Origin of the sequence: Pseudomonas canadensis, assembly GCF_000503215.1 — a bacterium.
Taxonomy (GTDB): domain Bacteria; phylum Pseudomonadota; class Gammaproteobacteria; order Pseudomonadales; family Pseudomonadaceae; genus Aquipseudomonas; species Aquipseudomonas canadensis.
Window position 1 is genome coordinate 179,756 of record NZ_AYTD01000001.1, and the last position, 11,055, is coordinate 190,810.

The window sequence follows — 11,055 nt, forward strand, 5'->3', positions numbered from 1 at the left end:
ACGTCCCAGCCTACCCCGGCCGGGCGTTATCCTCCCGTGGCGAGCGACCAAAAAAGGCTTTGTAGGCGCGGCTGAACGCCGCCTCGGACTCATAGCCAATCGCAAAGCCAATTTCGCCGATACGAGCGTTCTGTCTGGACAGCATGGTTTTCGCCAAGGTCAGCCGCCATTCATTCTGATAACGCAACGGCGAGCGCCCGACCAGCGTGCTGAAGCGTTCGCAGAAGTTCGACCGTGACATGCCCGCAATCTCCGCCAGCGCGTCGATACCGACGCCACCGGCCACGCCGACATCGCCTGGGCGGTGATGCACGCCCTGGCCCACGAACCCCTCAACGTCCACAAAAAGCGGCGCAGCCGCTGGTCCACCCTCGAAGGCAGCCATGAACGATCACGCGCCACCGGCTACTCCCCGCAAGGTAAAAACATTCAGCTTCGGTGCGCCCGAGTCGGTACTGACCGGCCACCTGGGCGAATACATGGGCGTGTTCGCCAGCGACGATGGCCAGCTCTACACCCCGCCCGAATCCCGCACGGGGCTGGCCAAACTGCTACGCGCCAACGCCCACCACGGCACCATCCCGCGCTTCAAACGCAACCTGCTGCTGCGTGACTTCATCCCCTCGGCCGGGTGCAGCACGCAGACCATGGGGCGTGCGGCGCTGGATTTTATGGTGTTTGGGGAGGGGTACTTTCAGCGCAGAACCAACGTGCTGGGGCATGTTCTGGAGCTGGAGCACCTGCCGGCTTTGAACATGCGCAGAAAGGTCGGCGGCGGGTTTGTGATGCTGCTGCCGGGCGGCAAGCAGATCGAGTTTGACGAGGACCAGGTGGAACACGTGATGGACTACGACGTGGAACAGAACATCTACGGCGTACCTGACTACCTGGGAGGGATGCATGCGCTGTTGCTCAATGAGTCGGCCACGTTGTTTCGGCGCCGGTACTACAACAACGGCGCGCATGCGGGGTTCATCTTCTACACCAATGACCCGAACCTGTCCGAGGCGGATGAGGAACGCATGCAGGCGCAGATTGGGGCGAGTAAGGGCGTGGGGAATTTTCGGTCGTTGTTTGTGAACATTCCGGGGGGCGGGGATAAGGCGATTCAGATTATTCCGGTGGGGGATATTGCGACGAAGGATGAGTTTGAACGGATCAAGAACATCACCCGTAACGACGTGATCGCGGCGTGGCGGATGAACCCGGCGCTGGCGGGGTGCATGCCGGAGAATGCGGCGGGGTTTGGGGATGTGGAAAAGATTGATCGGGTGTATATGAATAATGAGATAAGGCCGATTAGGCAGTTGTTTTTGCAGGTGTACACACGTCTGAGGCAAGACCGAGAAATTAGCTGGAAATCCAGTGTTTTATGAATTTTACTACAAGGATAACAGGAGCGTAATTTCCTAAATTTTATCGGTTTTCTGGAAGTTAATTGGTCATATTGTTGATTGTTTGCTGATAGTTCTTACGTGCGTTGCGTCGCATTTGTACTAGTAGGCAGATCATTGAAAGCTGTAGTAATATGTATTTCGATGAATGGCTCTGGCAGTCAGTAGTCTACACGCATGGGATACGCTCACGTCCCTAATGTAAATGCTCAAAAATAGGTGGTAGTCGTGGAAAAAAGCTATTATTTGAAAAATTTAGTCATTGGGCTGGTTATGTTTGCAATTTGCTTCTTTGTTTTTAAATCTGATGATGATGCGGTTCTTTCTTTTTTAGTAACTGGCGTTAATGCTTTTTTATTTCCATTTGCAAAGCGCTTAGTCGAGGATGTGGTGTTTCGTTATACTCGTAAAGATTTTTGGAGTTCGGGTCCTTTAATGACTGGGGCTGCAAATGGTGGGTATGCACTATTGTATGGCGTCTATTTTGCATTGGCTATTCCGCTTGGTGTGGTGTTTTTTATTCGTATGTACATTGCAAAGAAGGCTGCCATATAGGCAGCCTTTTACTATAGCTCTGCTATGAAGTTATTTATTTTATCAACGTTCGCGTCAGTAATTAGAGCGCCAGTGATAGCCATCAAGAAAGCAAATGTCAGTATGCCCAATGGGGTTACCGCAATAAACCCAAACATTGCACTAACCAGCGCTGTTGCTGCGACACCAAGAGCAATGGATTCGACCTTTACGAAAAAAGGTTTCCAGTCATTTGACTTTTGAGAGTTTTTGTATTCAGTATAGGCATCTTTAAAGTCAAAGGCCGGTCCAATTAGCCCGAAGCCTTTACTAAATTTGGCTGCTGCTTTACTAATGGCTTCAAAGTCCATTGAGTCGATATATTTAGCTGCTGCGGCTCTGTCGCTGGCACTAAATTTTTTATTCAGTGCATCTTTATATTTATCGAACGCCTTAAATGCCTCATCCGCACTGCGAATTTTGCTCCCTTTAGCACTTTCTGCCAGCTCGCTTGCGACAATTAATGCTTTATCACCAAATTTTCCTGCCACCTCTTTAGAAAAGGCTGCTGTGAATTTGATAGGGTCTTCAATATTGTTAGTCGCAATCATCGCTTCTTTGGCTTGTGCGTCCACATTGGCTTTTTTTCTTGTTGCAAAATCAGCTAGGTCGTTGAGTCGTTTTACCTCATATGCAGCGTAAAGCGATTTTAGCCAGTCTTTATAACTGTCCTCCGGAATAGACACACCGTAGGTCAGGCGTGCAGCAGCTTCCCTAATAAAAGTGGTGACGGGCTGATCGAAAAAATTGCGTCGGTAAAAGCTATTGGCAACTGCTTGAAGTGAGACGACGTCAAGGGAGGTTTGTGAGATGATATTTTCTAGAGAGCGCATCTCACTCCAAATATTGGCAACCTCATCCTCAGGCTTAATATTTCGAAGCTTTTTGTCGTCTTCAGTTTTTTTCTGAACATCTGACGGGATTGACTGACGTTTTTTCGCGTATTCTTTTTCTTGGGTTTCGGCCGTGGTAATAATTGATCCTCTGAATTTTTCACTGACTTCTTTTCGGGCGTTCGCGATAATTTTTTTTCCAATAGCGCTGTTACCAAAATCATCGCCATAGCCACCGCCGCTTATTGGTCCGGCTCCATACGTCTGTTCTTTATAGGCGGTAATTACTACCGGACCGATCTCCATAGCTTCGCTCATGGTCGTTCTCCCTTCTTAAGTTGCTCGCGTATGGCCTGCTCATTCGTGAGGTAATGGATGGTACTAGGCAGATCGGCCAGTTGAATGTTCAAACCTTTTCGGGCACTTGCTCCCGTAAGGACGGCGGAGTATTTAAATGTAGTCATCAGTTATATCCTTATCTCAGATGAGTATTTCTATCCATGAAGTGGGCACGATATGGCTCAGTTGCTTTATAAGCATGAGACACGCGTTAACTGTATGCATAAACAGTATTTTGCGCAATCGATTTATGCAGTGGTGCATATTTTTTGGGGTAAATGGTAATGATTGTCAACTGCGGTCGTGCGTTTTGAGCTGACGTTGAGCTACTCAGATTTTGAAAGTGGGCATGGCTGCGTGCTTTAGCGCCCGCTGGAAGAGACGTCCGATGCGCCGTATCGGACGTCTGCGAGCTCAACTACAACGGGTGCGGACCACCTGGCTGAATAGCCAAGTGCAAGTCATCCAGAACCGCTTTGCCCATTTCACACAGGTAATGCGCGGCAAAGGCGAGCCTCGCGTTTCTGGGGTCCATGGCTACTTCAAGCGAAAGGATGGTGGCGCAGTCGAGGACGTGCGCGGCATGTTCAAGGGCTTCACGCAGTGGAACCCCGGCGTTGACACGGAACATCTTCAAATGGTGTTTGCCCTCGCCGCAGTCTGCGAAGGTTTGGACGCCAATGGTGGTTGCTGAGGGTGGGGTGCTCATTGCTGACCTCCCACATGATCGTTGGAGGTATAGGTACGGACGGCGCTACGGTAATCAAGCATGGTGTGAAACCTCTCTGATGACCAACTGAGACGGCCACACATCGTTTCCAGGCGATGGGTGGCAGCCGTGCGCAGGCTGGAAACCGAGACAGAGACTACTCGGCAGACACGAATGTCTCCCACACACGGCCGCCAAAAAGCACAAACGGCAGACATAAAAAAAGCGTCTGCTGATGGTTTGACGACGCTGCGTGCGTCTCGGTGACGGGTTTCCAGGCCCGGTCGCTGATGAGCAGCGACCATCAGAGGTTAACTGGCTACGGGCAGTGCTGCAAGATGCGTGTGCTTTACCCGACGAGCCGAAAAACGAGTGATAAATGTTATTCACGCAATAATGAGTGACTTAATCCATGTTCTGGCGCAGACGGCTTATTAGAACTGCTTCTTGTGTTGTCATAGAGCTTTTTGCTCTGACCCAGTCTAAAATAGGGCCTTGTGCAAATGAATCCGATTGCATGAAAACCTTCTGTAAAATCCATGCGCTTATTGGAATATACGCTGCAGCAGCTACAGCAGCTGGGGCGGTAATAGTCCCTGCAATTGCAGACGCAGCGCTCACTAATCCCAGTAAATCCATTTTTTGTAATTTTCTCTGATTTTTTTCGAATTTTTTGATTTGTATGTTTAGGCTGTGTATATACTCCAGCAGCGCCTCATTAGAACCTGCGTGCTCATAGATAACCTTTTGTAGTAAGAGTAAGTCCGATCCCTTGAACGCCTCTTCAATCTCTACTATTGAAGCGTCATTGTCTAAGCACAGGACTCCATTGATTAAAATGTTCATGTCGCACACTGGTGCGATAAGATTATTTTGTTTTACACCAGTCATGATGCTGGCAGAGAATTCCGCCAGTGGGCCTTCATTGAATTCACGGGTTTGAATTGGGCTGTAAGCTGCACCGAGGGCGGCTGCCCACTCTACTGATGCCATCGTCTCATAGATAACTGCACCTAACTCGACTCCGTGATGTTCTTTTGCGATTCCTTCGGCAACCCTGCTTAACCCATTGCGCATCATTCCGATGGCACCGAGATCACTAAAACTGTACTCAAGCGCTGGCCAGACTTTAGAGAAGTGCTCAATGAAAATTGTTGGCAATGCATTCGATTGCGTATCTTTTATATTTGCCAGTAAGTCTAAAACTGACCTTCTCTCCACATTGTTAAGGTTTGGGAATAATAATGGATTTCGTCTTCTTGATTCCGCAATAGACGCTGCAGCAAGTCTTTTTGAGAAGATTACTGACTTTGGAGACGCTTCAATTATTTTGGCAAGAAAACCTAAAGGGTACATAGGTAACTTTCCGGGTACGATAAAGCCGACTCGTCCATTAAGAACTAAATGTATTATTTCACTTTCTGTGATGTTAAGTCCTTTGAAGAACGAGTCGATGCGCGTATTTATAGGTAGAGCAATCCAGATTAGTTTGTAAAGTGTTAAATATGCTCTTATGTTCTTTGGTTCGAAGGCTGTGCTATTTATAAAGCAGGAGCAGGCCTCTCTAGAGTTGAAGGCGGTTAAGTAATGGTGCCTATCTGTATTTCCTTCTGCGAAAAGCGAGAGTCTACTGTCTACCCAAAAGTCCTCGTCTTCCTCTAGTGCGATTTTTATTATGTTAGGCGGTGAATTTTTTCTAGCATCACTTTCGTGCTTTGTACCACGAGGATGTTGCCAAGCCTTTTGGTTGACTACGATCTCTGCTTCGATGTTGAAGCCTAAATTTGCTAGCGCTAGGTCGACTTCAAGCTTCTGCTCATACGAAATATCCGTCTCGACCTCTAATCTGATTCCACCATGATCGGAGTGAACGCCGAATCTAGGAAAGTCTTTGGGTAATATAGTTTTGAGGAGTTTATTGAACTCAGGGGTCGAAAAAGGCACTCCGTGATGCTGGGACAGTTGAATGCTGGTTCTTGCGGGTACCGAAACAGCACCTTGAGGAGCCTCTCTAACGATCTCTACAGGAGTGCCCATAATCCTACACGATTCATGGAACCAGGCTGAGACCTCGTTGAATTCAGGCTCGGTTATATCCATGCTTTTTTTGTCGATCAATATGTAGTATCGATCATTGAGCTCCCACAAGCCTTCAAAAAATATGTTGTTTTTTTGGAGTATTAATCGTTCGTAGGATTCTTGAGCATAACCACGGATAAAGGCATTTTTCATACGGGTTAATTCCTGTTCTGATCGGATATAATTCAGAATAAGTCACATATGGAACCGTTGGCGGGTTTCTACTCCAGGAAGTCCGTCAATCAAAACATCAAGCGGGCCTTTAGAACCATATTTACGGTGCTCATCAAGGATGAAGTCATCCGTAAGAACAGGACGATCCTTCCTGAAAAACAGGGCGCTTTTTGAATAGATTTGTACGGCTTTGTTACATTCATCTACCTCACTGTCGTTGAGGACAAGCGTTGAGATTCTAGGCTCATTTTTGTATGAGGTCGGCTTGCTTACTATTACGCTCATCATTGGCGTAAGAGCCACCAATATTTTTGGGCTGTGAGGTGGATTAATGCAGCCTGAAATATTGTTAAATATGCCATCTCCGAAAATGAACTCCTTGTTTTCTGAAAGCAGTACAGCATACTTTCCGTCGCATCCAATGCTGTCAGCAATCATTCGTTGGGCATTTCTCATATTCAGTCCGATAATTGCGTTTCTTTCTTGTGATGGTAAACGGCCTCTAAGTTTTTCAGCTATTGCAACCGATGCCTCTCTGTTCATAGGGCTTCTAACTGCAAGAGAGACTACGCATTCAGTGAAGAGTTTAAGTTGGTCGTTAGTCGCTACTTCAGGGGTGAAGCGATCTTTAAAGTCTTTGTCTGGTATTTTTTCGTACCGTAGAGTACTCAACCATTCAATTAAAGTCGGGAAGTTGCTGTCGGCATTGTCAAAGACGTTCTCGAAGCTAGTGTCAAATGGTGAGTCTTCGGAAGGATTGGCGTTCAGCTTTATGTGGTGCCCATTGCCAATCATACCTAATTTCGCAGGTGGAATTTTTTTGCAAGTCCCATCAGGGCTGATCCAGCTGGTGAATCCATCATCATCCGCCCAGTTTTTAGAAACGCATCTCGGCCACCAATGATGCAAAGCAGATTTCATTTTCCGTTGCATACTAATTTCCGTCCTTTGAGGTTGATATAGGTAGCCCTCGATGGGCTAAGTTTTCGTAGTCTTCCGATAGGGCACGCTTGGCAAGAGCACGACGTAGTGCCGGATTTAGTTCTGAATAGTGGCATATCGCCTAGGATGCAAGGAAGTCCAATGCTTAAGGGATTTTCTTGTACGGGGAATAAATTTCGGTATAGCGAATGGTTTTCCGGCAGAGCGTGCTCACAGTGATAAACTGCTATCACATTGTTTCTTATAGAGAAGCCTATGCGGGTTTATTGCAAAGTATGTGGAGAAAAAGGTCGAATCGCCTCCCGCGACGAGCTAACCCTAGAATTCGCCCGCCTCTACTGCCAATGCAGCTCCCCTCACTGTGGCCACACCTGGGTCGCCAACCTGACCTTCTCCCACACCCTCAACCCCTCCGCCCAGGCGGTCGACCGTTTGCTGTTCGACCGCCTGCGCAGTTTGTCCAAGGTCCAGCAGCGCGACCTGTTTGATCAACTCGGCGTGGTCTCCTCCACATAGTTGCGCAGCATCTCTTCGGCTTTTTCAAAGCCATTGAGCTGGGCCACTCCGTAGTCAATCAGGGCGAGTCTGGCGCGTTGCGTCAGTTGTAAACCGGTGGTGAGCAGGGCAACCAGCAGGGCGAAGCTGTCGCCGCATTCCTCAAATTGGTCGCGCATTTTCATGATGCAGACGGGGGCATTCAACACAACGATTTCTCCTTTTTCGATGTAGTTGGCCGGTAGTTTAAGGGCCGGATTTTTCCCCGCCAGTGGGCGTTTGCCCTGCGTTTGTAAGTAGGTAATATCGCCAACCATCCTACGAAAAAACGTTCCATCGTCAGCGCCTTTGCCTCTGTTGCGTACGAACTCAGCTGTGTTCTGCTGAAAATTTTTGAAGCGAATTTGTGCATGTCGATGGCTCTAATTCGGGAGTTTCAGCGAGCCGTAGCGCACTGAATAACGGGGTGCCCAGCGTTCACTGAGTTCTGGCGCTGTTTCATTCATTTACAAAAACAAGGGCGCCGAAGCGCCCCTGTTTCACCTTGGCGTGTGCATCAGGGTGCGCTGAGGTGGATGCTCAAAGCATCGAGGGAGACGACGCCATAGACGCGCTGTCCATCTGGCCCTTCGAACACGACGACCACTTGTTTGCCGGGCAGTGGAATACGGGCCACACCGTAACCGCTGTCGAACTCCAACAACCGGGTAGCGCCCAGCAGGTACGCGTCAGAGCGTAGGCCCAGTTGTTGGCGGGCTTGTTTGAGTTGGTCTTCTGGCACGAATACCAGTTCGCCATCGATGCGCAGGCAGCGGGTGCCGGTGTGTTGTTGGGTGGGGAAGTGCGCAATGCGGCGCTTATCCATGGTGGTGTCCTCGGGCCGTGGTAGCCTTGTGCCCGCTGCTGCGCAGGTGCTGTGCTTGCATGGTGTGGCTCCTTGTTGTGGTGGCAGGTGTCGGGGAGGTGCGAACTCCTCGGCACCGTCTCTTTCAGGCTTGCTGCAAGGCGGTGGCCGTGTACACGGATCGCCATTGGCAGCGCACTTCAAACAACCCCAGGTCGTGGCCCTCGACGTTGTGCAGGTGCACGACGGTGACGAAGGTCGGCCGGCTGTCGGGGTGGGCGCGCCAGTGGTCGATAGTGGCGAATTCGGCCATTTCTTCCGGGGTGCCTTTTTCGCGGTACCAGTTGGGCAGGTAGACGCGGCCCATCAGGCCGTTAGCGCTGTAGTGCAGGATCATGGTGTGCGGCCCTCGGCGTGGGTGAAGTAGTACATGCGCAGCATGCGGAGGCAGTCTTCAAAGAGCTTGAGGTCCAGGCCGCGCAGGTCGGTGAGGTTGAGCCGGTAGTGGTGGGGGTGAATCAGGCTCATCAAAAACAGGCCGGTGATGAGGCTCTGGCCGGTGCCGGCTTCGGCGACGTGGATCAGGTTGTCGAAGGCCCGGATGCCGTCGGTGTTGATCACCTTGGAACGCTTCGAGCACAGCGCTGCTTTGCGTTGATCGGCCGGGCTGCGACCCCTGTATTCCAGGGGCTGGGTGCGCCAGACCTCCATCAGTTCCTTCCATACGGATTCGCCTTCGTCGACGCGTTGGTGCACTTCCACCTCCGGCATGTAGTCCATTTCCAGCACACGTAGGCAGTCTTCAAACTCGCTGAGCTCCAGGCTGTGCAGGTGTTTGAGGTTGAAGCGGAAGGTCGCGCCGTCGTACAGACCCAGCAGAAAGTGGCCGACGGTGTGCGGTTGAGGACGATGGTGCCTGGATGTCGTAGCGGATGATGGCCGGGCGGCGGCGTTGGTAAGCCCATAGGGCCTGATCGGCAGAAGGGCGCAGTCCGGTGTAATTATGATTTTTATGGCTGGGCCATAATTATTGCTGTTTCATCATTTTGAATAAAAGAACTGGGTAGGAATCTGGAGTACAAGTTAGTGCCCTCCTATCGCGTGATTTGAAGGCAGGTTGGGGGGAGCAGATATTTAGGTTGATGCGGTTAGGGCACCTCAGAAACACCCAAGCCTTCACGTGTTTGTCAGGGCTTGGTTGTTTCTGAGTGAGGGGGCGGTGAAGGTGACTCGTACAGCACATGGGTTTTTAGGTGCGTGATGTCGAGGCGTCCCTAAAATGAAATTGGACGAATCTTGGACTGAAGGGGGGGGTGGCGGTTTCAGAAAGATTGATTTTCCAAACCCCAGAAACCACAAAGCCCCGCGTTGCGGGGCTTCGAGATATGGTGCCGGCACCAGGAGTCGAACCCGGGACCTACTGATTACAAGTCAGTTGCTCTACCAACTGAGCTATACCGGCGTGTTAGGGCGACGATTATAGCGATTGGAAAGGTTCTGTAAACCCCTGAATTCTGACTATTTTTGCAGAACCCAAGGTTTTTTCATCTGCGCCCCTTTTTCCGATCAGCAAGGGTAGGATTCTTCCTAGGTCGCCGAAGGGTCTAACCCGGTGCAATCTCATCCCATCCAAAGGAAGCCCCACGTGAAACGGACTCTCTCTCTATCCCTCATCCTCCTCACCGCCGCGCTCAGCGCGTGTTCCTCCAATAAGCCCGGTAATGACCCCGCCCTGGTCGGCACTTGGAAAGGCCTTCGCACCGAAACCGGCAAATGCCAGTTCCTGTCGTGGACCAATAACCTCAAGCCTGACGGTCGCTTCGTCATTACCTTCTACCGCGACGCGCAGCAGACTCAGGTGATCCAGACCGAGCAGGGTTCATGGTCAGCGGCCAATGGCAAGAATGAGTTGCGCACGGACGGCGTACGTTCGCCGGATGTGTACACCTATAAGCTGCTCGACGCCGATACCGTTCACTACGTGAGTGTGTCGTCGGACCCTACCAGCGATTGCCAGGATGACTACGCGTTCACCGAGTGCCGCGTGCGCCAATAAGGCAGGCCCGCTCCAATACTGGGCGCCCGGGTGCCCAGTTGTTATGGGTATCAACGCCCCTTCCCACAGTTCTTCTCGAACTTCTTGTAGCCCACTGCCTATCTCTGTCGGCATTTGCAGCAAAAGCCAACAGCCAACAGGCTGACTGCGATCAATTTAGTTTAGTTAATGGGCGGTATCCTCCGGGCTTAGCAGATTGAGTGCCCTAGGGGAGTCATGCGGCGCGGGTTTTGCTTCGCTGTCCAGCGAGGCGCCGCCTGTACGCACCGATACACGGGCCGTGGCTTCGCGGGTGATTCGAATCAACCGCTCGGCTGGTTTTCCCTTGAATACAGGTGAGGTTTCCGTATTCTGTTGCGCGATATAAACCGTCAGATTAATCGCGGTTTGATGTAGGTAATTTTTCGAGACCATGTTGGGCAATCGAATATTTATTGATGGGTATGTCAGTTTTGCGCCGTTGTTGTCCACGCGGACAGCAATTTTCGCGAAATAACAGCGCAAGTTCATGTTCTTACAGCGAATGAATTTTTTATCACACAAAAGTCATAAAAATGGCGCTATGCCGTTCGTCGGATTAATTTGAACTAAAAGCATCAAAATACTGACACCATCAA

14 protein-coding genes and 1 tRNA gene are annotated in these 11,055 nt (G+C 50.4%); 4 read left to right on the forward strand and 11 right to left on the reverse strand.

Going from position 1 to position 11,055, the window contains the following annotated elements; all coding sequences use genetic code 11:
• Nucleotides 1-10: 10 nt before the first annotated feature.
• Complete coding sequence (locus U367_RS0100780; protein WP_028615333.1) at nucleotides 11-385, reverse strand: helix-turn-helix transcriptional regulator; 375 nt, start codon at nucleotides 383-385, stop codon at nucleotides 11-13.
• A gap of 94 nt (nucleotides 386-479) precedes the next feature.
• Here U367_RS0100780 and U367_RS0100785 point away from each other — a divergent pair, with 94 nt between their 5' ends.
• On the forward strand, nucleotides 480-1,376 hold the full coding sequence (locus tag U367_RS0100785) for a phage portal protein (RefSeq protein ID WP_032864118.1): 897 nt from the start codon (nucleotides 480-482) through the stop codon (nucleotides 1,374-1,376).
• Between the two features lie 246 nt (nucleotides 1,377-1,622).
• On the forward strand, nucleotides 1,623-1,949 hold the full coding sequence (locus U367_RS1000000130600; RefSeq protein WP_073859983.1) for a colicin E1 family microcin immunity protein: 327 nt from the start codon (nucleotides 1,623-1,625) through the stop codon (nucleotides 1,947-1,949).
• 11 nt (nucleotides 1,950-1,960) lie between these two features.
• On the opposite strand, the gene U367_RS1000000132220 is transcribed toward U367_RS1000000130600, so the two are convergent.
• From U367_RS1000000132220 to U367_RS1000000131435, 4 genes are all read right to left on the reverse strand, one after another.
• Entirely contained in the window at nucleotides 1,961-3,118 is a 1,158-nt protein-coding gene (locus tag U367_RS1000000132220) for a colicin-like pore-forming protein (protein ID WP_050587821.1), read from the reverse strand.
• 439 nt (nucleotides 3,119-3,557) lie between these two features.
• Nucleotides 3,558-3,848 (reverse strand): DUF3077 domain-containing protein, encoded by a 291-nt coding sequence (locus U367_RS1000000130610; RefSeq protein ID WP_073859984.1) that lies wholly within the window; start codon nucleotides 3,846-3,848, stop codon nucleotides 3,558-3,560.
• A gap of 405 nt (nucleotides 3,849-4,253) precedes the next feature.
• Nucleotides 4,254-6,080 (reverse strand): hypothetical protein, encoded by a 1,827-nt coding sequence (locus U367_RS0100805; RefSeq protein WP_028615336.1) that lies wholly within the window; start codon nucleotides 6,078-6,080, stop codon nucleotides 4,254-4,256.
• 42 nt (nucleotides 6,081-6,122) lie between these two features.
• Nucleotides 6,123-7,034, reverse strand: a complete 912-nt coding sequence (locus U367_RS1000000131435; RefSeq protein WP_073859985.1) for a DUF4238 domain-containing protein — start codon at nucleotides 7,032-7,034, stop codon at nucleotides 6,123-6,125.
• Between the two features lie 264 nt (nucleotides 7,035-7,298).
• On the opposite strand from U367_RS1000000131435, the gene U367_RS1000000130620 reads away from it, so the two are divergent.
• Entirely contained in the window at nucleotides 7,299-7,559 is a 261-nt protein-coding gene (locus tag U367_RS1000000130620; protein WP_073859986.1) for an ogr/Delta-like zinc finger family protein, read from the forward strand.
• Here U367_RS1000000130620 and U367_RS0100820 read toward each other — a convergent pair.
• The 5 genes from U367_RS0100820 to U367_RS0100840 all read right to left on the reverse strand — a co-directional run bounded on the left by U367_RS0100820 (nucleotide 7,532) and on the right by U367_RS0100840 (nucleotide 9,844).
• Nucleotides 7,532-7,855 (reverse strand): hypothetical protein, encoded by a 324-nt coding sequence (locus U367_RS0100820; protein WP_028615337.1) that lies wholly within the window; start codon nucleotides 7,853-7,855, stop codon nucleotides 7,532-7,534. The two genes, U367_RS1000000130620 and U367_RS0100820, sit on opposite strands and share 28 nt — an antisense overlap.
• A gap of 239 nt (nucleotides 7,856-8,094) precedes the next feature.
• Complete coding sequence (locus U367_RS0100825; protein ID WP_028615338.1) at nucleotides 8,095-8,403, reverse strand: hypothetical protein; 309 nt, start codon at nucleotides 8,401-8,403, stop codon at nucleotides 8,095-8,097.
• A 124-nt stretch (nucleotides 8,404-8,527) separates the two neighbouring features.
• Complete coding sequence (locus tag U367_RS0100830) at nucleotides 8,528-8,779, reverse strand: hypothetical protein (protein WP_028615339.1); 252 nt, start codon at nucleotides 8,777-8,779, stop codon at nucleotides 8,528-8,530.
• Nucleotides 8,776-9,396, reverse strand: a complete 621-nt coding sequence (locus U367_RS1000000132870) for a DUF7673 family protein (protein ID WP_455566564.1) — start codon at nucleotides 9,394-9,396, stop codon at nucleotides 8,776-8,778. The genes U367_RS0100830 and U367_RS1000000132870 overlap by 4 nt, the downstream gene beginning before the upstream one ends.
• A 372-nt stretch (nucleotides 9,397-9,768) precedes the next feature.
• A tRNA-Thr gene (locus U367_RS0100840) sits at nucleotides 9,769-9,844 on the reverse strand.
• 183 nt (nucleotides 9,845-10,027) lie between these two features.
• On the opposite strand from U367_RS0100840, the gene U367_RS0100845 reads away from it, so the two are divergent.
• A complete protein-coding gene (locus tag U367_RS0100845; protein WP_028615340.1) occupies nucleotides 10,028-10,438 on the forward strand; it encodes a hypothetical protein in 411 nt (136 codons plus the stop codon).
• A gap of 165 nt (nucleotides 10,439-10,603) precedes the next feature.
• Here the strand turns inward: U367_RS0100845 and U367_RS1000000131440 are convergent, their stop codons facing one another.
• Nucleotides 10,604-10,948, reverse strand: a complete 345-nt coding sequence (locus U367_RS1000000131440; RefSeq protein WP_134743117.1) for a hypothetical protein — start codon at nucleotides 10,946-10,948, stop codon at nucleotides 10,604-10,606.
• Nucleotides 10,949-11,055: the final 107 nt, after the last annotated feature.